At 71.6% G+C, this 21042-nt stretch carries 20 protein-coding genes; 13 read left to right on the top strand and 7 right to left on the bottom strand.

The features are described from left to right. Positions 1-50 precede the first annotated feature (50 nt). Positions 51-638 carry a DUF4291 domain-containing protein gene (locus tag CLV67_RS20295; protein WP_106320692.1) on the top strand — a complete coding sequence of 196 codons (588 nt, stop codon included), beginning with the start codon at positions 51-53 and terminating at the stop codon, positions 636-638. Here CLV67_RS20295 and CLV67_RS20290 read toward each other — a convergent pair. Further along, entirely contained in the window at positions 635-1534 is a 900-nt protein-coding gene (locus tag CLV67_RS20290) for an HhH-GPD family protein (protein WP_106320690.1), read from the bottom strand. The two genes, CLV67_RS20295 and CLV67_RS20290, sit on opposite strands and share 4 nt — an antisense overlap. 115 nt (positions 1535-1649) lie before the next feature. On the opposite strand from CLV67_RS20290, the gene CLV67_RS20285 reads away from it, so the two are divergent. Both CLV67_RS20285 and CLV67_RS20280 read left to right on the top strand, forming a co-directional pair. After that, a complete protein-coding gene (locus CLV67_RS20285; protein WP_106321309.1) occupies positions 1650-2387 on the top strand; it encodes an adhesin in 738 nt (245 codons plus the stop codon). 1 nt (position 2388) lies between these two features. After that, the gene (locus CLV67_RS20280; protein ID WP_106320688.1) at positions 2389-2898 is read left to right on the top strand and encodes a 2'-5' RNA ligase family protein; all 510 of its coding nucleotides are present in this window, start codon (positions 2389-2391) and stop codon (positions 2896-2898) included. A gap of 243 nt (positions 2899-3141) precedes the next feature. Here the strand turns inward: CLV67_RS20280 and disA are convergent, their stop codons facing one another. The 4 genes from disA to CLV67_RS20260 form a co-directional block, all read right to left on the bottom strand. Continuing rightward, entirely contained in the window at positions 3142-4242 is a 1101-nt protein-coding gene (gene disA, locus CLV67_RS20275; protein WP_373873189.1) for a DNA integrity scanning diadenylate cyclase DisA, read from the bottom strand. Positions 4243-4423: 181 nt separating this feature from the next. After that, positions 4424-5845: a DNA repair protein RadA gene (gene radA, locus CLV67_RS20270; RefSeq protein ID WP_106320684.1), complete on the bottom strand. Its 1422-nt coding sequence runs from the start codon at positions 5843-5845 to the stop codon at positions 4424-4426. A 38-nt stretch (positions 5846-5883) separates the two neighbouring features. Then, positions 5884-6558 (bottom strand): hypothetical protein, encoded by a 675-nt coding sequence (locus CLV67_RS20265; protein WP_106320682.1) that lies wholly within the window; start codon positions 6556-6558, stop codon positions 5884-5886. Positions 6559-6662: 104 nt separating this feature from the next. Continuing rightward, on the bottom strand, positions 6663-7490 hold the full coding sequence (locus CLV67_RS20260) for a UbiA family prenyltransferase (RefSeq protein ID WP_106320680.1): 828 nt from the start codon (positions 7488-7490) through the stop codon (positions 6663-6665). Between the two features lie 48 nt (positions 7491-7538). On the opposite strand from CLV67_RS20260, the gene CLV67_RS20255 reads away from it, so the two are divergent. The 4 genes from CLV67_RS20255 to CLV67_RS20240 are packed head-to-tail and all read left to right on the top strand — an operon-like array spanning position 7539 to position 10936. Then, complete coding sequence (locus tag CLV67_RS20255) at positions 7539-8294, top strand: methyltransferase domain-containing protein (protein ID WP_106320678.1); 756 nt, start codon at positions 7539-7541, stop codon at positions 8292-8294. After that, positions 8281-9438: an acyl-CoA dehydrogenase family protein gene (locus CLV67_RS20250; protein WP_106320676.1), complete on the top strand. Its 1158-nt coding sequence runs from the start codon at positions 8281-8283 to the stop codon at positions 9436-9438. Before CLV67_RS20255 ends, CLV67_RS20250 begins: the two co-directional genes overlap by 14 nt. After that, the gene (locus CLV67_RS20245; protein WP_106320674.1) at positions 9432-10490 is read left to right on the top strand and encodes a type III polyketide synthase; all 1059 of its coding nucleotides are present in this window, start codon (positions 9432-9434) and stop codon (positions 10488-10490) included. Before CLV67_RS20250 ends, CLV67_RS20245 begins: the two co-directional genes overlap by 7 nt. Then, a complete protein-coding gene (locus CLV67_RS20240; RefSeq protein WP_106320672.1) occupies positions 10487-10936 on the top strand; it encodes a DUF6023 family protein in 450 nt (149 codons plus the stop codon). Before CLV67_RS20245 ends, CLV67_RS20240 begins: the two co-directional genes overlap by 4 nt. A 1644-nt stretch (positions 10937-12580) precedes the next feature. Here the strand turns inward: CLV67_RS20240 and CLV67_RS20235 are convergent. After that, positions 12581-13360, bottom strand: coding sequence for a hypothetical protein (locus CLV67_RS20235; protein WP_106320670.1), 780 nt, complete (start codon positions 13358-13360; stop codon positions 12581-12583). A gap of 350 nt (positions 13361-13710) precedes the next feature. Here CLV67_RS20235 and CLV67_RS20230 point away from each other — a divergent pair, with 350 nt between their 5' ends. From CLV67_RS20230 to CLV67_RS53460, 6 genes are all read left to right on the top strand, one after another. After that, positions 13711-14196: a CarD family transcriptional regulator gene (locus CLV67_RS20230; RefSeq protein ID WP_014447856.1), complete on the top strand. Its 486-nt coding sequence runs from the start codon at positions 13711-13713 to the stop codon at positions 14194-14196. A gap of 45 nt (positions 14197-14241) precedes the next feature. Further along, on the top strand, positions 14242-14937 hold the full coding sequence (gene ispD / locus CLV67_RS20225) for a 2-C-methyl-D-erythritol 4-phosphate cytidylyltransferase (protein WP_106321307.1): 696 nt from the start codon (positions 14242-14244) through the stop codon (positions 14935-14937). Positions 14938-14947: 10 nt separating this feature from the next. Further along, positions 14948-15439, top strand: a complete 492-nt coding sequence (ispF, locus tag CLV67_RS20220) for a 2-C-methyl-D-erythritol 2,4-cyclodiphosphate synthase (protein WP_106320668.1) — start codon at positions 14948-14950, stop codon at positions 15437-15439. Between the two features lie 29 nt (positions 15440-15468). Next, entirely contained in the window at positions 15469-16599 is a 1131-nt protein-coding gene (locus tag CLV67_RS20215; protein WP_106320666.1) for a tetratricopeptide repeat protein, read from the top strand. A 119-nt stretch (positions 16600-16718) separates the two neighbouring features. Beyond that, positions 16719-17561: a hypothetical protein gene (locus tag CLV67_RS20210; RefSeq protein ID WP_203737514.1), complete on the top strand. Its 843-nt coding sequence runs from the start codon at positions 16719-16721 to the stop codon at positions 17559-17561. A 142-nt stretch (positions 17562-17703) separates the two neighbouring features. Next, the gene (locus tag CLV67_RS53460; protein WP_239166711.1) at positions 17704-19185 is read left to right on the top strand and encodes an outer membrane protein assembly factor BamB family protein; all 1482 of its coding nucleotides are present in this window, start codon (positions 17704-17706) and stop codon (positions 19183-19185) included. A 371-nt stretch (positions 19186-19556) separates the two neighbouring features. On the opposite strand, the gene CLV67_RS53455 is transcribed toward CLV67_RS53460, so the two are convergent. Beyond that, the gene (locus tag CLV67_RS53455; RefSeq protein WP_239166712.1) at positions 19557-21023 is read right to left on the bottom strand and encodes an ROK family protein; all 1467 of its coding nucleotides are present in this window, start codon (positions 21021-21023) and stop codon (positions 19557-19559) included. Positions 21024-21042 lie beyond the last annotated feature (19 nt).

Raw genomic sequence — 21042 nt, 5'->3', positions numbered from 1 at the left:
ACGGCCCGGCTGCGTGTGCAGCCGGGCCGTTCGGCGTTTAATCGACGACCATGCGACGTCAGATCCGGGCGGTGTACGACGATGACACCGTCACCGTCTACCAGGCTTACTCACCAGCCATCGCCGTCCCCGCCGTACGGGCCGGGCGGTTCGTGCCGCCGTTCAAGCGCGAGCGGATGACCTGGATCAAGCCGTCGTTCCTGTGGATGATGTACCGCTGTGGCTGGGCCACCAAGCCCGGCCAGGAGCACGTCCTCGCCGTGTCGATCACCCGCTCCGGGTTCGAGTGGGCCCTCGCCAATGCGGAGCTCAGCCATCATGAGCGCAGCCTGCACCCCGATCGGGTGACCTGGCAGCGGGAACTCAGGGGCGCCCCGGTCCGTCTCCAGTGGGATCCCGAGCGTGATCTGCGGTTGCGTGAGCTGCCGTACCGGTCGCTGCAGCTCGGTCTGGGCGGTTCGGCCGTGCCGCTCTACGTCGATGAGTGGATCACCACGATCACCGACGTCACCGGGCTCGCCCGCCGGATCCGTGGACACCTCGACGACGGCGACGAGGCCCGGGCGGCCACGTTGCTGCCACCCGAGCGCCCGTACCCGCTGACCGAGCAGATCGCCGCGCGGATCGCCGCGGGCTAGAACAGGCTCTGGACGTCGCCCCGGGGCGCGTCGCCGGCCAGCACGAAATCGTTCGTCCCGAGGTTCTCCACCAGCCCGTCCTCGACCAGCCCAGCCAGCGCCCGGGCCCGCTGCACCTCGTCCTGCCAGACCAGGTCGAGCCGCTGCCGCGAGACAGGGCCGGTCGCGTGCCGCAGCACCTCCAGGAGCAGGCCGCGGACCTGCCGGTCGGTGCCGGCGTAACGCTGCGGTTTACGGCTCGGCCCCTCGGGCAGCGGCAGGCCGGTGAGCCGCCACGCGCAGACGTCGTGGAACGGGCAGTCGACGCACTTCGGGGCTCGGGCCGTGCAGACGATCGCGCCGAGCTCCATGAACGCGATACTTGCCCGCGCCGCGCGTGCCTCGTCGTCCGGCAGCAGCGCCTCCATGGCGGTCAGATCGGCGGCCGTGGTGGCGGGTCCGGCGTCCGGCTTGCCCTCGACGGCGCGGCAGACGACCCGGCGCACGTTGGTGTCGACGACCGGATGACGCTGGCCGTAGGCGAACGTCGCGACCGCCCGTCCGGTGTACGTCCCGACACCCGGCAGCGCCAGCAGCTCGTCCAGGGAGGAGGGAACTCGTCCGCCGTGGCGCTCGACGATGGCGACCGCGCACGCGTGCAGGCGCATCGCCCGTCTGGGGTACCCCAGACGGCCCCACATGCGGATCGCCTCCGACTGCGGGTCGGCGGCCAGAGCGGCCGGTTCCGGCCAGCGGGTCATCCAGGATCGCCAGGCGGGTTCCACCCGTACGACCGGGGTCTGCTGCAGCATCACCTCGCTGACCAGCACTCCCCAGGGTGTGGTGTCGGGCTGCCGCCAGGGCAGATCACGGGCGTTCACGTCGAACCATGCGATGGCGTCGTCTGCGAGAGTCATAGCCGGTCAACTGTAGGCGAGGTCCATCTTTAACGAACCTTGCCTGACTTGGTGTCGCATGTCCGGCGCGTCGTGCACATAGCGATGGGTGTGCGGGTTTACGGTGGGCGACATCATGCGTGCGACGGTTGGTCCCCTCCCACCCGCGGTCTACTGGCGGCGGCGTGCGGTCGTGCTGGGCGCGGTGCTGCTCGGCGTCATCGTGCTGTTCGTGTCCTGCTCCGGTGAGGACAAACCTGACCCGAAGAACACCTCGGCGCAGAGCACGGGCACCCCGGCGCCCAAGGACACGGGCGCGTCGCCGAAGCCGTCGCTCGAGGACAGTGCGCCGCCCGGCGTGGGTCCGGCCTACCCCGACCCGGCCGACCTGCTCTCGCAGCAGCCCGGCGACGGTGACCCCCTGCCCCCGCCGGCCACCACCGGCGCTGCCGTGAACCCGCCGGCCGCCGGTCAGGGCGAGGGCTGCGCGGACGCGGAGATGTCGCTCACGCCGGTTCCGTCCGACACGTCGCCACAGCGGGGCGCCACGATCTCGATCAAGCTGAAGATCAAGAACTCCGGCACCCGTACGTGCACCCGCGACCTGGGCGCCAGTGCGCAGGAGCTGTACATCGCCGAGGGCGCCCAGCGACTCTGGTCGTCCGACCAGTGCGCGGCGGTCAAGGGCAACGACATCGTGACGCTCGGCCCCGGCGTCGAGAAGGTCTTCGAGGTCAACTGGAACGGCAAGCAGTCCAACCAGTGCACGGGGGCGGCCGCCTCCGGTCCGGTGCCGCCGACCGGTGCCTACCAGCTGTTCGGCCGTCTCGACACGATCGTGAGCCCGCCGGTCGTACTCACCGTCGTCGCCTGATTTGGTCGCGGCACTGGAGCTGTACCTGGACGTCGACACGACACGCCGGGTACGGACCCTCTGGCGCGCCCTGGACGACGAGGGCATCCCGTCGCTCGGCTCGCTGCACCAGAAGCACCGCCCGCACGTCTCGCTGGCAGCCGCCCACCGCATCGACCCGCATGCGGTGGCGTCGGCGCTCGACGGCTTCCCGGTCGGTCGTGGCCTGACCCTCGAGTTCGACTTCGTCGGCCAGTTCGTCGGTCGCGTCCTCTGGCTCGGCGTCACCGTGACCGAGGAGCTGCTGGCGCACCATCGGGCCGTCCACGAGCGCCTCACCGCGGGCGGCGTCGAGATCTGGGACCACTACCGGCCGGGGCGGTGGGTGCCGCACTGCACGATCTCGCTGCGGGTCCCCAACCCGGTGATGGCCCCGGCGGTCCGGCGCTGCCTGGAATACCTGCCGATACGCGCGACCGTCGTCGGCGCGGCGCTGGCCGACCATTCCCAGGACATAAGCCACAACCTTTGATTTCGGTACGGCTACGAGTACCCCGGTGGTGTGGCCGGCGACATCCGCGGTGGTCCCGGGCCCCAGCGCCACTTTCGGGCTGAGGCGTCCGGTCACCGAAACCCATGCCACAGCCGGGGGAACTACGTAACGTGACGCTGGCCGACCACCGGCACATGGGAAACGCGATCAGGCGACCGTCTGTCCGGGCCGGACGGGTGACGCATGTCACTCGCCGATTCACCCGGAGGTAGCGGCCCGTCGTCAGACGTAGCGTTCCAGGATCGACGCCTCGGCCAGACGCGACAGCCCTTCGCGGACACCCCGCGCCCGGGCATCGCCGACGCCCTCGACGGCCTGGAGGTCCTCGACCGTGGCGCCGAGCAGACGCTGCAGACTGCCGAAGTGGTCGACGAGCCGGTCGACGATCTGGGCGGGCAGCCGGGGCACCTTGGCCAGCAGCCGGAACCCGCGCGGCGAGACGGCGGCGTCCAGCGAGTCGGAGGCGCCCGGGTAGCCGATCGCCTTGGCGACCGCCACCAGGTCGATCATCTCGGTGGCGGTGAGCAGGTCGAGCTCGACGAGGGCCTCGTCCAGGGTGCGGGCCTTGCGGCCGGACGGCAGGTAGTCGCGGATGACCAGGGTGCGGTCGGCGTCGACACCGGCCATGAGCTCGTCGAGCTGCAGGGCGAGGAGACGGCCGTCGGTGCCGAGCTCGACCACATACCCGGAGATCTCGTCGGCGATCCGCCGGACCATCTCGAGACGCTGCACCACGGCGACCGCGTCGCGGACGGTGACCAGGTCCTCGATCTCGAGGGCGGACAGTGTGCCGGACACCTCGTCGAGGCGGAGCTTGTAACGCTCGAGCGTGGCGAGGGCCTGGTTGGCGCGCGACAGGATGGCCGCCGAGTCGTCGAGGACGTGCCGCTGCCCGTTCACATACAGACCGATGATGTGCATCGACTGGCTCACCGAGATCACCGGGTAACCGGACTGCTTGGCGACCCGCTCGGCGGTGCGGTGCCGGGTGCCGGACTCCTCGGACGGGATCGACGGGTCGGGCATCAGATGGACGGCGGCCCGGACTATCCGGGTGCCGTCGCTGGACAGGACCACGGCGCCGTCCATCTTGCACAGCTCGCGGAGCCGGGTGGCGGAGAACTCCACGTCGAGCGGGAAACCGCCGGTGCAGATGGTCTCCACGACAGCGTCGTAGCCCAGGACGATGAGCGCGCCGGTGCGGCCCCGCAGGATGCGCTCCAGACCGTCGCGCAGGGCGGTGCCGGGCGCCATGAGGGCCAGGTTGGCCCGCAGCGGATCACTCGCGCCACCGGTCAGACCGGCTCCCGCAACCGGCGTCATCGCGCGATGCCCCGCGCCGTTGACGCCGGGACGCGGCGTTGAACTGGCGGCGGGCTTTGAACCATCGCGGTCGAGCGGCACCCGGACATTCTACGGACTACGGTCCAGGCCAACGAGGCGTGGTTCGATGAATGTTCCGTAGCGTGATGAAACGTGACCCACAGTCACTGGAATCGGCTGGTCATCGGGAGCCGTGCTCGGCCGAGGCGCGCGCCGCGCTCTGCAACGCCGCCTGCAAATTGCTCACCTCGACGACCTGCATGCTCTTGGGCACACCGGCCGTGCCGTCGGGACCGCAGCCCGGTGGCACCAGCGCGACCTTGAAACCGAGCCGCGCCGCCTCGGCCAGTCGCCGGCCCACCGCGCCGACCCGGCGGATCTCGCCGGTCAGGCCGACCTCGCCGATCGCCACCAGATGCGGTGCCATCGCCAGGTCGAGGCCGCCGGACGCGACGGCCAGGGCCATGGCCAGGTCGGCGGACGGCTCGATCAGCCGGATGCCGCCCACAGTGGCCGCGAAGACCTCACGGTTGTAGAGCTTGAGCTGCTTGGTGCGGCGCTCCAGGACGGCCAGCACCATCGCGAGCCGGGCATGGTCGAGACCTGACACCGTGCGGCGGGGTGAACCCTGCACCTCGGCCCCGATCAGCGCCTGCACCTCGGTGACCAGCGCCCGCCGGCCCTCCATCGCCACGGTGACGCAGGTGCCGGGAACCGGCTCCAGATAGCGCGTGAGGAACAGCCCGGACGGGTCGGGCAGGCTGGTGATGCCACCCTCGTGCATCTCGAAGCAGCCCACCTCGTCGGCGGCGCCGAACCGGTTCTTCACACCGCGCACCAGGCGCAGCGACGAGTGCTTGTCGCCCTCGAAGTGCAGCACCACGTCGACCAGGTGCTCGAGCACGCGTGGGCCGGCGACCTGACCGTCCTTGGTCACGTGACCGACCAGGACGGTGGCGATGCCCCGCTCCTTGGCGATCGAGACCAGCGCGGCGGTGACCGCCCGCACCTGGGTGACACCACCCGGCACGCCCTCGGTGCCGGGGGCCGAGACGGTCTGCACCGAGTCGAGGACCAGCAGGCCCGGCTTGACCGCGTCGAGGTGGCCGATCACCGTACCGAGATCGTTCTCCGAGGCCAGGTAGAGCTTGTCGTGCAGGGCGCCGAGGCGCTCGGCCCGCAGACGGACCTGGCTGACCGACTCCTCACCACTGACCACCAGCGATGGCGTGCCGGCCCCGGCCGCCCACTGCTGGGCGACGTCGAGCAGCAGTGTCGACTTGCCCACGCCGGGCTCCCCGGCGAGAAGCACCACGGCACCGGGCACCAGACCACCGCCGAGCACTCGGTCGAGCTCGCCGACCCCGGTCGCCACAGCCCGCGCGGGAGCCGCGCTGATCTGCGCGATCGGGCGGGCCGGCTCGGCCGGCATGCGGGAGCTGACCACGCGGCCGGTGGCGGCCACGGTGACCGTGGACTCGATGATCGAGCCCCACTCACCGCACTCCGGACAGCGGCCCAGCCACTTCGGTGGCTGGTGGCCACAGGCGTCGCAGACGTAGGCGGCCTTGGGAGCCTTGGCGGTGGAGCGGGAGGTCGTCACCCCGACACGCTAGCTCGGGGGTACGACAACTCCGGACGTCAGTGGCCTTCGCCCTCGGACTCGCCGTGGACCTCGGCGGAACCGCGCGGAGCCGGGGTGAGCGGCGACGCGACCGGCGCCTGCACCTCGAGCGGAGTGGCGTCGTCACTGAACTCGAAGACCAGGCTGACGGACATGCCCGGCTTGAGGTCGTCGCTCAGACCGATGACCTGGAGCTGGGCGCTGTCGGTCGGCCGGAACAGGGCGGAACCCTGCGGGGCGATCTTGATCTGCGCGGGCTTCACCGTGGCGGTCGGGGCGGCGCTCGCGGCAGGGCCCGCCGACGGGCCGGCGCTGGTCGAGGAGGCGACCTCACCCGGCGTCGTGACGGTCGCCGTGCTGACGAACCCGACCTGGGTGGCACCGACGACCTGCGGACGGTCCGGCGCCTTGGGGCTGATCGTGACGGTGACCGTCTCGTTGGTCTGGTTGTACAGACTCAGCTCGAGCGGCGCGTTCTCCTTGGCGTGGTAGCCCTCGACGCCGTTGTACTCCACCTGCAGGTTGCGGATGAGCACGCTGCCGGTGGCCGACTTCGTGTTCACGCCGGCGATCGGCGCGTCCAGGATGGCGGTCTCGGCGACCTGGCCGGCCGAGCAGCCGCCCAATGCCAGCGCAGCGACCGTGGCGGCACCCGCGACCAGAGCGGCGCGACGGGTTCCCAGGGAGCGCATCACGATCCTCCAAATAGAGACACCAAGGTGTTAGATCAGCGTAGTGGGCGACGATCGTGCGCGTGCGGGGACCCATCCATCAGGTCGCCGGGCCGCTGAGAACCTCAGGTCACCCGGCCGCTGAGGACCAGCAGCAGGACGTCGATCAGGGCCACCACGACGACCGCCCGGAAGAGTGCGACCGGCCGCCCCTCGGCGCGGCGCGCGGCGTACCAGCCCCATGGCAGGACCACGACGGCGGCCGCGCCCGCAGCCAGCCCGGACCACGACGGCGGCCCGGGCGGCCCGAGGACCAGCGTGAGTGTCGCGCCCAGCAGGAGCACCGCGGCGGCCAGCTGCGACCCCCTCGCGCCGATGCGGTGCGGCAGGCCGTGGATCCCGGTGGCCGCGTCGTCGGCGAGATCGGGCAGCACGTTGGCGAAATGCGCGCCACCACCCAGCAGGGCGCCCGCCGCGACCAGCCACACCGGCGGGGCAGGGGAGCCGGGCAGCGCCAGCACCACGAATGCCGGTAGCAGACCGAAAGAGATCAGATAGGGGAGCACCGAGAACGCGGTGTTCTTGAGCGGCCAGTCGTAGAGCAGGGCGACCACCATGGCGACCGAGATCGCCAGCGTCGCCTCAAGACCCAGGGGCAGGGCGAGGAGGGGTACGGCCAGCGCGGCCAGAAGTCCGGAGAGTCCGACGGCACGCGCGGTGACCGCCCCCGACGCGACCGGTTTGTCGAGCCGCCCGCTGGCCCGGTCACGTTCCGCGTCCAGCCAGTCGTTGACCCAGCCCACCGCGAGCTGGGTGGCCGCCACCGTCGCGGCGACCGCGGCCAGCCGCCACCCACGGTGCCCCGCCCCGGCGGCCAGCAGCGTGATGGCCACGGTGACCGCGCCGCCCGGTTCCGGATGTGCTGATCTGAGCAGCGCGAGCGCACGGGACATGACTCGTAAGTGTGGTGGCCGGGCCCGAGCCGTGCCAGTCTCGATCGCATGCGATCGATGCCGCGCAACGATCCACGTCAGTACGACGACCTCGCCGCCGAGTGGTGGCACCCGACCGGAACCTTCGCCCTGCTGCACTGGCTCGCCGCCGCCCGTGCCGCCCTCGTCCCGCCCGCCCCCGGACCCGGCCGGATCCTGGTCGACGCAGGCTGCGGAGGCGGCCTGCTCGCGCCCCACCTGCGCGGTAAGGGCTACCGGCACATCGGCGTCGACCTGCGCCGCACCGGTCTCGAACAGGCCGCGCCGCGCGGCGTGACCGCGGTCCTCGGCGACGTGACGGCGCTGCCGCTGGCCCCGCACAGCGCCGACGTGGTGGTGGCCGGCGAGATCCTGGAGCACGTCACCGACCTGCCCGGCACGGTCGCCGAGCTGTGCCGGGTGCTGCGCCCGGGCGGCATTGTGGTGCTCGACACACTCAACGACACGGGCCTTAGCCGGCTGATCACCGTGACGCTCGGGGAACGGCTCGGCATCGCCCCGCCCGGCCTGCACGATCCGGCGCTGTTCGTGCCGCCGCGCCGGCTGGTCGCCGAATTCGCCCGGCACGGAGTGCCACTACGCATCCGCGGAGTGCGGCCCAGCCTGACCGGACTGTTCCGCTGGCTGGTGCTGCGCCGGCCGGCGCACGGCCGCCGGATCGTTCCGGTCCCGTCGACCGCGGTCCTCTACCAAGGCATCGGCCGCAAAATCCGGGGTATCGAAGGACGTGCTCACGAAACAGGAGTTGCCCATGCTGCTGGATGACGCCCGGCGGCTGGCGCCACGATTAGCGGCCCGTGCCCCCGATACCGACCGTGACGGAATGTTCCCCGCCGACGACTTCGCCGATCTCCGTGACGCCGGATTCTTCGGCCTGATGGTCCCGGCGCGGCTGGGCGGCGCCGGGGCGGGCTTCAGCCAGTACGCGGACGTCGCCTACGAACTGGCCCGCGGCAACGGCGCCACCGCCCTGATCTTCAACATGCACGCCTCGGTGACCGGCGCCCTCAGCGGCGTCACCGACGAGCTGGCCGAGGCGCTCGGGCTCCCGCCGGAGGCGCTGGCGGCTCGCGACGACGCGCTCAAGGCTGCGGCCGGGGGTAGCTGGTACGCCGTCGCGATGAGCGAACGGGGTGCCGGGTCCCGGCTGTCCCGGCTGGCCACCACCTACGAACCGGTGGACGGCGGCTACCGGATCAAGGGCTCGAAGACGTTCTGCTCGGGGGCCGGGCACGCGGACGCGTACCTGATCGCCGCCCGCAGCGCCGCCGACCCGTCGCAGGTCTCGCAATTCCTGGTCACGGCCGGTGACGGTCTGCGGGTGGAACCGACCTGGGACGCCCTCGGCATGCGCGCCACCGCCTCCCACGACCTGCACGTGGACGTCACCGTGCCGGCCGCCGCGCTGCTCGGCGGTGTCGAGGGCCTGGCCCTGGCGGTGGCCCAGCTCGCGCCCCACTGGATGGTCGCCAGCTACGCCGCCGTCTACGTGGGTGTGGCCCGGGCCGCCGTCGACGCCGCCGTCGAACACGTGCAGGCGCGTGGCCTGGGCGGGCTCCCAGCCGTGCGGTCGCGCATCGGCCGGGCCGACGCCGCGGTCGCCGCCGCTCACCTGGTGACCCGGGAAGCGGCCCGCCGGGTCGACGAGGCACCCGGCGACGCCGAGACGAACCGTTGGGTGTGGCGGGCGAAACTGCTCGCCGGAAGCACCGCCGCCGAGGTGGCGGCGTCGATGCTGGAGGCGGCCGGCACCTCCGCGATGCGCCGTGGGCATCCGCTGGAACGGCTCTACCGGGACGCGCGGGCCGGCTCACTGCAACCGGCCACCGGCGACGTCTGCGCCGACTGGCTCGGGGTGGACGCGCTCGGCGGCGACCCGGACGCCGACGGGGTGGCACCGCGATGGTGACGGCGGCGATCAGCGGCCTGGGTGTCGCCCTGCCACCCGCGACCGCCCAGGACGACCTATGGGATGGTTACTTCGCCCGCCACTACGCGGGGTCACGCAGCGGACTGGCCCGGCGCATCTTCGCGAACGCCGGCGTACGCACAAGGCAGGCCGTCGTGAGCCCGCTGCTGGAGGACGTCTCCGAGTGGTCCACAGAACGCCGGATGCGCCGCTACCAGGCTGAAGTGATGCCGCTGGGCAAGGCGGCGGTCAGCCGGGCCCTCGCCGACGCCGGGATCGCGGCCGGCGATCTGGGGCTGTTCGCGGTCTGTTCCTGCACCGGCTACGCCACTCCGGGCCTGGACATCCTGCTCGCCCGGGACATGGGAATGTCACCGAACCTGCAACGACTCGTCGTCGGGCACATGGGCTGTTACGCGGCGTTGCCGGGCCTCGGCACGGTCAGCGACTTCGTCACCGCCCGCGGCCGGCCGGCCCTGCTGCTCTGCGCGGAGCTCACCAGCCTGCACCTGCAGCCGGCCGGCTCCCGTACCGACATCCAGCAGATCGTCTCCCACGCGCTGTTCTCCGACGCCGCGGCCGCCGTCGTGGTCACGGCGGATTCACCGGGGTACGCCGTACGCGAGGTCGCCGCGATCACCGACACCTCCACGGCCGACCACATGACGTGGGAGATCACCGACCAGGGCTTCCGGATGGGACTCTCGCCGAGGGTGCCGTCGGTGCTCGCCGCACACGTCCGCGGTCTCGTCGACCAGGTCCTGGAACGGCACGGACGGACCATCGCCGACGTCGACGGCTGGGCCGTGCACCCGGGCGGCCCCAAGATCCTCGACGTGGTCCAGGAGCGGCTCGGCCTCGACGACACCGCGCTCGCCACCTCCCGCGCGGTGCTGGCCGCCCGCGGCAACTGCTCCTCACCCACGGTCCTGCTCGTACTCGACGAGCTGCGCCGCCTCCCGAATCCACCGAGATCGATCATCATGCTCGCGTTCGGTCCGGGGCTCACGCTCTATGTCACCCTTCTGGAGGCCTCTACCCTCGCAGCGTGAGCGTCGAACGGGGGCACGGTGCCGTGCTGCACGCACTGGCCGCTCTGATCTTGGTGATCGGTGTCGGGTGGTGGTGGCGTGCCGCACCACATCCGGCTGTCGACCGCCGGTTGGTCGACTGGCGGCAGTCCGCCGAACAGCTGCTGCCCGACATCGGCGACCACGAGATGTCCAACACGCTGGCATTGGAGGCCGAAGCCGGCCACGAGGAGGTCGTCGACGTCGAACAGGGCGAGTTCCTGATCTCGGTCGTCTGCGCGGGCAGCGACGGCAGCCGGGTCCGGGTGAGCCTGGGAGAGGGCTCCGGCCGTGGCCTGCGCTGCTCCGGTTCCCGTACGCCGGAGACGTTCACTGTCACCCTCGTCAACGAGCTGCGCCTGAAGGTATCCGTCGAATCCACCGGCCCGGTCGTCTTCCGCTATGCCTTGCAGCGCTCAAACGGGTGATTCCGGCCCTGTCCGTGTCGGTCCTTGGCCGTGTCGGTCCTTGGCCCTGTCGGCTCGGTGTCTCCATGGGCTTGCTGTGCCTGTCGGCTCGCTGTCTCCACTGGTTCACTGTCTCTGTCGGCTTGCTGTCTCCATGAGCTTGCTCTGCCTGGCGGTTCTCTGTGCCCACCGCCCTTAGCTCCTCGTCGAGCTTCTTTCCGGCGAGCGTGTTGCTCTCCGGCTGTGTTTCACCTACACCTTTACCCTGCGTGGTTCTTGTGCGGCAATTTGGTGTCCTGGCGGCTCCGGCGGCGAGGGGCGTCCAACATGGGCCGGTCGCGGTGACCTTGGATGCTGATGGCCGCGGGGGAGACTGGCTAGAGAACCGAAGAAGTGGGCGACGAGCCGCGCACAAGATCTGTGAGGGTCGCTGTCAAACGGTTGCGGCGCGGGGGTTGCCGGGTCCGCCCCCGACCCGACCTGCCGCCTGGCCCCGCCGTGCCGTCGCCCCGCCGCCGCCGCGCCCGCCATGCCGCGCCGTGCCGTGCCCGTGCCGTGCCGCCGTGCCGCGCCCCGCGCCGTGCCGCGCCCCGCGCCGTGCCCCGTGCCGTGCCGTGCCCCGTGCCGTGCCGTGCCCCGTGCCGTGCCGTGCCCCGCGCCGCTCCGCGCGCCGCTCCGCGCGCCGCGCCGCGCCGCGCGCCGCGCCGCGCCGCGCGCCGCGCCGTGCCGCGCGCCGTGCCGTGCCGCGCGCCGTGCCGTGCCCCGCGCCGTGCCGTGCCCCGCGCCGTGCCGCGCCCCGCGCCGTGCCGCGCCCCGCGCCGCGCCGCGCCGCCGCGCCCCGTGCGGGCCGTGCCGGGCGGGCCGGGCCGCGCTGCCATCAATGGGGGAGATCTTGTGAGGTTCGGCCGCCATCTCGACCTGAACCTCACTACTTCTGCCGCCAGGTAGGCGGAGCGGCGGAGCGGCGGGCAATCTTGTGCGGTTACGCCGTTCCAGCGACCACAACCTCACAAGATCTGGCTGGCGGCGACGAGTGACCAGAATCCACGATTGAGCAGGTGCGACAGGTGTGCTTGCGGCCTTTGACTGCCGGGTGTCGCACGGCGGAGGCGAGCGCGCGTGTAACGAGGCGAGCGTCGCCCGGGTTGGTTATCCGAGGCGAGCGGTGCCCCAGGGCAGTGGGTGTGGGTCTCGAGGCGGCCGGGGTGGGGCGGCGGATGTGGGCGTTTGAGCTGGGCGGCGTGGCTCGGCCGGGGTGGGGGCGGCGGGTGTGGGTGTTTGAGCTGGGCGGCGTGGCTCGGCCGGGGTGGGGGCGGCGGGTGTGGGTGTTTGAGCTGGGCGTCGTGGGGCGGCCGGCGGATGTAAGCGTTTGAGCTGGGCGGCGTGGCGCTGTCGGCAATTGTGGGCGTGCGAGGCGAGCGGTGTGCGAGGCGAGCGGCGGGCGGCGTGGCGGCGGGCGGCGTGGAGGCGGCGGGTGCGGGTGCCTCGAAAGGTGACGGCCTGCTGCATGGGTGCTGCTTTTGTGCACGCGTAGGGCCTCGGCCACCGCATGAGCCCCGGCGGTCGCTGTAAGGCCTTGAGGGTCGCCGGCGTCGCGGTGTAGGCCCGGAACGGGTTGATGCGGTTGTGATCTGCGTAGCTCGTACCGAATGAGGTGTTTGGTCTTTATAGGCGTGAGAGATCCGGACGAATCGTCTCCACCGACGCGGTTCGCTGGTGCAGCCTGACGATCTTGCCGAGGGTGTCGACCACGGCGACAGCGGCGGTTCCGTCGGGAGGGCCGATGCCGAGTTGGTCACGCAGCGTGTCGGTCTGATCGTGCAGGAAGACGAGGGTCTTGCCGTCGGCGGCGGGGGTCCGCGCGGTGGGCAGCACGTCGGACGACGTCGCGCCGGTGGACGGCTTGATCGAGGAGACCACCAGGATCGTGGTGCCGGGGCGGGCCGCGGCGACCGTGTCGGTGATCAGTTTTGCGCAGTCGCAGCCCTCGGTGAGCAGCACCACTGCCGGCAGGCGGCCACGGACCGAGACGGCCTCGCCGTCGGTCGTGTTGATCAGGTCGATGGCGGGGAGCTTGTCGATCGGCGTCGCGGTGGTACTGGAGGTGCGCTGAGTGACCGGCTGTCGGGGCGGGCCGGGCCAGGCCGAGGCGAACAGGCTGGCCACTGTGACCAGCACGGCCATTGAAATGATCAGGGCGGGGGTACGTACGAGCAGCGTCCCGAACCTGCGCAGCCGCCGGACCGATGGTCGTCGGGCCAGGCGCTGCAGTCGGGTGAGCGGCGGGCCGGTGTGCAGCTCGGCGCGCACGGCCGCGACCTCGTCAGCGAGCTCGGAGAGATCGTCGGGGATGACGATCACGCCCCACTCCTCGGGGAAGTCAGGGAGATCGTCGGGGGTCCCGCCCCCGGGCGGCCTGCCGCCGTTGTCGCTCGCGCCAGCCATGACTCAACCTCCCCCCTGGCCGACCAGATCTTGCTTCGGTCGGGGAACTCCCGTCCAGCCTCCCCCACGTGAGGCCGCATCGCCAGTGCTGCACTGATGCGGACCTTAGCGATAAGCTGGATCTCACAAAGCCATCAGGTCGGAAATTTCCGACTTGGTAAGTGCGGGCTCGTTGGTGTGAGCCGTGACAGAGATGTCACTTTGCGTTACTTAGGCAGCTTCCGGCTTCGCTGTCAAGCGGTAGAAAGCCCCATCACAGGGCCTCTGAGCTGCACTAACAGTGACCGTCAGGGCGAGACACGAGCGCCTGGGCGTGTTACCCTAGACACAGCGAAAGGGGTTTCGAACCTATGGTTTTCAGTGTCGGCGAGACCGTTGTTTACCCCCACCACGGGGCCGCACTCATCGAGGCAATCGAGACTAGGGTCATCAAGGGCGTTGAAAGGCAGTACCTCGTTCTGCGTGTCGCCCAGGGCGATCTGACTGTTCGAGTGCCCGCTGAGAACGCCGAGGAAGTCGGCGTGCGCGAAGTGGTTGGCGAGGAAGGCCTGGGTAAGGTCTTCGACGTCCTCCGCGCTCCGCACACCGAGGAGCCGACCAACTGGTCGCGGCGCTACAAGGCGAACCTGGAGAAGCTCGCTTCCGGTAACCCGCTCAAGGTCGCGGAAGTTGTTCGTGACCTTTGGCGTCGTGAGCGTGAGCGTGGCCTGTCGGCGGGTGAGAAGCGGATGCTCGCCAAGGCTCGTGACATTCTGGTCGGCGAGGTCGCCCTCGCTGAGAAGAGCACCAAGGATGAGGCCGAGGTCCTGCTCGACAAGGTCCTCACCGAGGCCTGATCCACCGACGCCATCCCTCTTCAAACTGTGTCCGACGACGGCGACGTGACCGCGCAGCTCAATGCTCGCGGTGACGTCGCCGTCGTCGTTCCAGCCGCGGGTGCCGGTGTCCGCCTCGGTCCCGGCGCTCCCAAGGCGCTCCGCCTGCTGGACGGCGAACCACTGCTCGTCCATGCCATCCGGCGGACGGCCGCCGCGCCGTCGGTCCGGATGATCGTGGTGGCCGCGCCACCCGCCGAGGTCGACGCCGTGCACGCCCTGCTCGCGCCGGTCGCCCCCGTCACCGTGGTGGCCGGCGGCGCTGAACGGCAGGACTCCGTCTCCGCGGCGCTCGCGGTCGTTCCCGACGACATCGGCATCGTTCTCGTGCACGACGCCGCCCGCTGCCTGGCGCCCGCCGAACTTTTCGAGCGTGTCGCGGCCACGGTCCGTGATGGGGCCGACGCCGTCATCCCGTCGCTTCCCGTGATCGACACGATCAAGGAGGTCGCCGCCGACGGCACGGTGCTCGGCACCGTCGACCGGTCGGTGCTGCGAGCCGTGCAGACACCCCAGGGCTTCCGTGCCGCGGTTCTGCGGGCCGCCCATGCCGCGGCCGCCGACCTGCACACCGACGACGCCGGAGCGGTCGAGAAACTGGGTCGTCCGGTGGTCTGCGTGACCGGGTCCGACTTCGCTCTGAAGATCACCCGGCCGATCGATCTGGCCCTCGCGACCCACCTGCTGAGCCTGGAGTCCTAGGCTTCACCGCGTGATCATTCCGCGGGTCGGTATCGGTACCGACGTTCACGCTTTCGACCCCGAGCGTCCCTGCTGGGTGGCCGGCCTGCACTGGCCCGGCGAACCCGGGCTGGCCGGGCACTCCGACGCCGACGTCGCCGCGCACGCCGCCTGCGACGCCCTGCTCTCCGCCGCCGGACTCGGCGACCTCGGCAGCAACTACGGCACGAGCCGCCCGGAGTGGGCCGGTGCGGCCGGGATCACCCTGCTCGCCGAGACGGCCCGCCGGGTCCGCGAAGCCGGGTTCGAGATCGGCAACGTCTCGATCCAGGTGATCGGCAACCACCCCAAGATCGGCAAGCGCCGCGCCGAAGCCGAGAAGTTGCTCTCCGAGGCGGTCGGTGCTCCGGTCACCGTGGCCGGCACCACCACCGACGGACTCGGCCTCACCGGGCGCGGTGAGGGGCTCGCCGGCATCGCGGTGGCGATGGTCCACACCGCGGCCACACCCCGACTCACGTGATTTCCAGGTAGACCGCCTACGCTCGGCACGTGCCCGCCCCCTTGGAGCCCGACACCACGCCGGAGGAACACCGGCAGCGCGCCCTCCTGCTCGCCGACCTCGGCCGCTACGACGAGGCCGCCGACGAGATCGCGGCCGGACTGACCGCCGAGCCGCAGGAGGTCAACCTCCTCGCCACCCTCGCCCGCATCCACCTCGCCGCCGAACAACCCGCCGAAGCCCTCGCCGCAGCCGAACGTGCCGCGTCGGCCGACCCACAGGCGCTCCCCGCGCTGGTGGTACGAGCCATGGCGCTCACCGACAGCCGACGGTTCGCCGACGCCGCACGGATCGCCGGCGAGATCCTGCACGGGTGGCCGGACGACCCGTACGCGCAACGCACCGGCGCCGCTCTGCTCAGCGAGTCGCGCAATGGCCAGGAGGCACTCAACGCCGCGTGGAACGGCGTCAAGGCCGCCCCCACCGAAGCCGAAGCGCACCTGGTGCTGGCCCTGGTGGCGGCCCGGCTGCGCCTGTTCGACCTGGCACAGCGGGCATACGGCGAAGCGCTCGAACTCGACTCGGCGATCGCCGACGCGAGCCAGGAGACCGGCATCGTCCGGTTCGAACGACGACGGTGGGCGCAGGCCATCGAGGACCTCGCCGAACTCGCGTCGCTCAGCACACCCCAGGAGCCGGCACCCGCGGACACCACGGACACACCCGGCACCGCGACCGCGCCCGCCGCGCCCGCCGCGCCAGCGGTCCCGCCGGTGAGCCGGCCCACCCGTCCGGTACTGGACACCTCCGAGGAGTCGTCCGAGGCGGTGCGCGAGACCGTCCGGTACGGCGCCGGCGGCACCATCGTCGCCGCGGTCCTGGCCGCCGCCATGACCCTGACCAGCACCGGCATCTCCCGGGTCTGGGCAGGTCTGATCGGCGTGCTCGTCTTCGGTGCGGTGATCTTCTGGTTCCGCGGGCGCCTGCCCGAACCGGTCGGCGTGGTGCTGCCGAGACTGCGCAACAACGACCAGAAACTCGCGGTCGCGGTCTACCTCACCTTCGCGGCACCACTCTTCCTTCTGGCGTACGCCGTGATCGGCGGCCCGATCCCGCTGGTCGCCGGCATGCTCACGGCGGTGGTGGCCGAGCTCCTGACAGTGCTCGGCAGACGCCGCTGACACCCGGCCCGGCCGGCTCGTCTGTGATGGTGAAACGGGTCTTGTTGCCCGGTCGGGCTGGGAAGTGACATAACGGACTTGGTTGTCCGTATCTCAGGGCGTCTATTAGGTTCGGAATCGTGTCAACGATGGTGCCTCCGCTGTATGCCGGGCTGGTCGATGACGCTTCCCTGCTCCCACCCAGCCCGGTGGGCCTCACCGACGCCGTCGCCAAACACCACGAACACGCCACCGCGTGGTATCGCGGACTGGTCGGCTCGCTGCTCGTACCCGCGTCGGTCGTCGGCACCGGACAGGTACCCCGTCTCACCGCGGGCCTGATCGGCGACGTGTCGGCCGCCGCCCTCCCGGCAACCGTCGAGAAGCTGCGCGCCTCCGGAGTCGTCGTCGAGCACGTCGAAGCGGCGGTCGCCCGGCGCGGCGAGGACCCCCAGCCCGGCGTCGCCACCCTCTGCGAATTCGCCGCCGCGCAGAACGGCCTGCCGCTGTACGCCGAGATCCCGCTCAGCTGGGGCCTCCTCTCCGCCCTCGACTCGGTCGCCGAAGCGCGCGCCGGTGGACTGCCGATCGCACCCAAGTTCCGCGTCGGTGGCCTGGCCGCGGAACTCTTCCCCACCCCGGTCGAGCTCGCCGCCGTGATCTGCGCCTGCCGGGACCGGCGACTGCCGTTCAAACTCGCGGCCGGACTCCGGCACGCCACCCGGCACACCGACCCGGAGACCGGCTTCACCCACCACGGATTCCTCAACGTGCTGGTCGCCACAGTGGTCGCCGCCGAGGGAGGTGAGGTCGCCGAGGTCGCTGAAGCACTCGCGGCCACCCACCCCGTCCCGCTCGTCGAACCGGCCCGCGCCCATCGCGACGGGCCGCGCCCGCTCTTCGTCGGTTTCGGCGCCGCCAACGTGGTCGAGCCGCTCACCGAACTGGTGCGCCTCGGCCTGATCAACGGCGGCTACGAGTAGCGTCGGCGCTCCTCAGGCCAGCCCCCGGCCGACATCGCGGCACGGCCCGGTGGGGACAGTGCGGGCGGCGTATCCCCCGTGTGTGCCGTCGTCATCCGCCCGGTGGTGAGCCGATCCGCCCGTACCTGGAATACTCTCGGCCGTGACCCGGGTGCTGCTGCGAATCATGGCGGCCGCGCTTCTGCTGGTGGTGAGCGGCCTGATCGGCTGGCGTGTGCTGGCTCCCGCGGAGCTGTCGGCGAGTGCCAGGACGCCGAACCCTCCCACGCCGTCGACCACGCTCCTCGGTGTGACCAGCCGCCTCAACGTGGCTCCGCTCATCGTCGACGGGCGCGTCCGCGTCTATGCGGCGAAACACCAGGTGCGGGCCGACGGCCCGGTCACCGCGCGAACCGTCTACACCGCCCGCTGGTCGTTCCGCCGCTGGCCCGAGCAGCTCAGCGCGGTGGTCGCGAGCGGCACGACGGTCGTCACCCGGTGGTCCGACGGCAAACTGGTCGCGATCGACTCCCGTACCGGAAAAGAAACCTGGCGGGCTGACGGCCCGGCGGCGCCCGGCTATGCCGGACACCGCACCGGCGCCGCGGCGGTCTGGAACCCTCCCGGCCTGCGTCTCGCCGGCGGCACCCTCGTGGTCACCGAGGGGCAGAGCCTTTCCGGGTACGCGGTGAGCAACGGCCAGTCGATTTGGACCACGACCGTCCCGGCCGGGTGCACGGAAGGCATCACCACCAGCGGCGGGGCGTATCTCTGCGCGACCGGTGCCTACGAGGCGACGTCGGGTGCGCCGCTCACCGGCTGGCCGGCCGGCCCCTACGCACCCGTGGGCTGTGGGACCTCCGACTGTGACGCCGTCCGCGACGGCGCCGGGCAGGGCTGGCTCGTCAGCGGGGCCGAGCCCCGTCGCGTGCCGGCGCTCGACGACCCGGCCGCCACGTTCGCCGCCGGGGTCGTGCTCATCGGCTCCTCCGCGCACTCCGCGCCTCCTGTCGCTCCGTCGCCGGCGGCTGTGCCCACCCCGGCCCCGTCTGGTGCCGCCGGGGCATCAACCTCGGCCTCGTCTTCTGCTGCCGGAGCCGCAGCTTCGGCCTCGTCTTCTGCTGCCGGAGCCGCAGCTTCGGCCTCGTCTTCTGCTGCCGGAGCCGCAGCCTTGGCCTCGTCCGGTGCTGCCGGGCTGCCGTCGGCCTCTGCGTCGGCCGACGGCAGTGGGCCGTCCTCCGACTCGGCGCCGACCCTGCCCGCGGACGCCGGAACCTCGGCGTCCGGGGACCCACACTCCACCTATTCCGCGGAGATCGCCGCGCGGTCTGTGGATGGAGCGGCATTGTGGATAACTTCCGGGCCCGCTCGGGTGCTGGGTGCAGACTTGCGGACGGTTCTGCTGCTGACGCCGGACAACATGCTGAGGGGGGTGGATGCTCAGACCGGAGTGCTCAAGTACTCGTTCCCGATGACGTTCCCGCCCGACCCGGTGGACAACACCGACTGGAAGCCCGGGCTGTATCACCTGACCGATGGTTTTCTGTCGATGGAGCGCCTGAACCGGGATGCGCCGGACGATCCGGAGTCGCCGATCTACTACCTGACCCTCGACGCTGTCCTGGTCGCCGCACTGCCTGACTGAGCGCCGCCGTTGCGTGGTGACGTCTGGCGCGGATCGAACGCGGATCGAACCGTGTGTCACCACGGGGACGTGCTGGCCGTGGTGCGTGGTGAGTTGCGGTCTGTGGGTGGGCGCGGATCACCACGATGTCGGGTACCACTTTGCGTGGTGAGTTGCGGTCTGTGGGTGGGCGCGGATCACCACGATGTCGGGTACCACTTTGCGTGGTGAGTTGCGGTCTGTGGGTGGGCGCAAGTCGCCACGTTGTCAGGTGGGGCGCTTTGTGTGGTGAGTTGCGGTCTGCCGGTGGACGCAGGTCACCACAGGGAAGTGCCGGGCTTGTGCGTGGTGATTTGCGGTTGCCGGGTGGGCGCAGGTCACCGCGGGCGGGATCAGGTCAGGTGGGGGAGCAAGGCTGACCAGGCCTCCTCGGCTGCGCCGGCGATCGGGCCCTCGTCGTCGGGGAGAGCTGCCGGGAGGATCGGTGGCGGTGAGTCGCGGTGGATCAGCATGAGGCCGTCTCGGTAGGCGGACTCGATCGCCTCGGGGACCGTGGCGAGCAGGTCGACACCGAGGCCGCCGAGGGTGACCAGGTCGGGGTCGAGTGCGTTGACCAGGCCTGCGATACCGCGGCCCAGGGCGATGCCCACGGTTCGGACGGCCTCGGCGGCGGCGACCGGGTCGGTGTCCGGGCCAGTCTCGCCGGAACTGTACGGACTGGTCGAGGCGGATGACCCCGGCGTGATGCCGGGCTCGGCGGGCCGGTCGGCCGTGGTGGCGTGAGCGGCCGTTGGCGGGGGCGCGAGGGCGGGCAGGTCGGCCGTGGTGGCGTGAGCGGCTGTTGGTGGGGGCGCGAGGGCGGGCCGGTCGGCCGTGGTGGCGTGAGCGGCCATTGGCGGAGGTGCGCTGGGGGCAGGCGGACTGGCGGTGGTGGTGTGAGTGGGCGTCGAGGGAGGCGTGCTGAGGGGTGGGGGGAGGCCGGCCAGATCCTGGCGCGCTCGCTGTGTGGTCAGGGCCCGGGCCGCGGTGGCGATCACCCGGCGGGCGTAGGTGACCGGGTCGCGGGGGCGCGGGGCGCCGAGGATGCGGGCCAGGGCGGTGCCGTCGATGGCGGTTCCCCAGCAGCCGTTGGCGCCGCAACCGCAACGTACGGCCGGGTCGCCGAAGGGCATGTGGCCGAACTCGCCGGCGGCTCCGTGTGCGCCGATCACCGGCCGGCCGTCCTCGATCACGGCTCCGCCGAGGCCGGCCTCGATGCGCAGGTGCAGGGCCACGGCCGCACCGGTCGCGGCGCCTCGGCGGTGTTCGGCGGTGGCGGCCAGGGTGGCGTCGTTGCCGGCTACCAGGAGGTCGGCTTCGGGCCAGAGGTCGTTGAGGTCGATGCCGTGCCAGTCGGACTTGAACGCCTCCAGGCGCAGGGTGCGGGAGACGGGGCCGGGGACGGAGATGCCGATGGCGCGCAGCCTGTGGCCGTACCGCGTCGTCAGATCCTTGATTGCGGCGGCGACCGCTGATCGGACCTCGGCCCATCGGGCGTCGCCGTGCCGTTCCGCGACGGAGGCGATGGTGGCGCCGCCGAGTTCGACGACGTCCAAGCGCCACGCCTCGTGGGTGACGGCGAGCGCGAGGACGAGCGGGCCGTCGGGGTGGGGAAGCAGAACCGTGGTGGGGCGGCCGCGGGTGCCGCTCGGTGCGGCCGGTGCCTGGGTGAGGAGGGTCGCGCGGCTGAGTTTGGTGACGAGTTCGGTGGCGGCGCCGGTGCCGATGCCGAGCATGCGGGCCGCGTCGGCTCTGGTCACGCCGGGGTGGCGGTGCACGATGCGGAGCAGTTCGGTGGAGCGGGTCGTCACAATCGTCATCCTTCTTAAGCTCTAGCTT

Source organism: Actinoplanes italicus (genome assembly GCF_003001815.1).
Taxonomy (GTDB): domain Bacteria; phylum Actinomycetota; class Actinomycetes; order Mycobacteriales; family Micromonosporaceae; genus Actinoplanes; species Actinoplanes italicus.
Note: the sequence above shows the minus strand (reverse complement) of the source record. Positions and strands in the feature narration are given on the sequence as shown.

Bases quoted from the DNA above. Each gene is read 5' to 3' on its own strand.
- CLV67_RS20285 (WP_106321309.1), top strand. From the start codon at position 1,650: ATGCGTGCGACGGTTGGTCCCCTCCCACCCGCGGTCTACTGGCGGCGG.
- CLV67_RS20235 (WP_106320670.1), bottom strand. From the start codon at position 13,360: ATGGCTGGCGCGAGCGACAACGGCGGCAGGCCGCCCGGGGGCGGGACC.
- CLV67_RS53455 (WP_239166712.1), bottom strand. From the start codon at position 21,023: ATGACGATTGTGACGACCCGCTCCACCGAACTGCTCCGCATCGTGCAC.
- CLV67_RS20260 (WP_106320680.1), bottom strand. From the start codon at position 7,490: ATGTCCCGTGCGCTCGCGCTGCTCAGATCAGCACATCCGGAACCGGGC.
- CLV67_RS20245 (WP_106320674.1), top strand. From the start codon at position 9,432: ATGGTGACGGCGGCGATCAGCGGCCTGGGTGTCGCCCTGCCACCCGCG.
- CLV67_RS20255 (WP_106320678.1), top strand. From the start codon at position 7,539: ATGCGATCGATGCCGCGCAACGATCCACGTCAGTACGACGACCTCGCC.
- CLV67_RS20265 (WP_106320682.1), bottom strand. From the start codon at position 6,558: ATGCGCTCCCTGGGAACCCGTCGCGCCGCTCTGGTCGCGGGTGCCGCC.
- disA (WP_373873189.1), bottom strand. From the start codon at position 4,242: ATGACGCCGGTTGCGGGAGCCGGTCTGACCGGTGGCGCGAGTGATCCG.
- CLV67_RS20250 (WP_106320676.1), top strand. From the start codon at position 8,281: ATGCTGCTGGATGACGCCCGGCGGCTGGCGCCACGATTAGCGGCCCGT.
- CLV67_RS20290 (WP_106320690.1), bottom strand. From the start codon at position 1,534: ATGACTCTCGCAGACGACGCCATCGCATGGTTCGACGTGAACGCCCGT.
- CLV67_RS20295 (WP_106320692.1), top strand. From the start codon at position 51: ATGCGACGTCAGATCCGGGCGGTGTACGACGATGACACCGTCACCGTC.
- CLV67_RS20230 (WP_014447856.1), top strand. From the start codon at position 13,711: ATGGTTTTCAGTGTCGGCGAGACCGTTGTTTACCCCCACCACGGGGCC.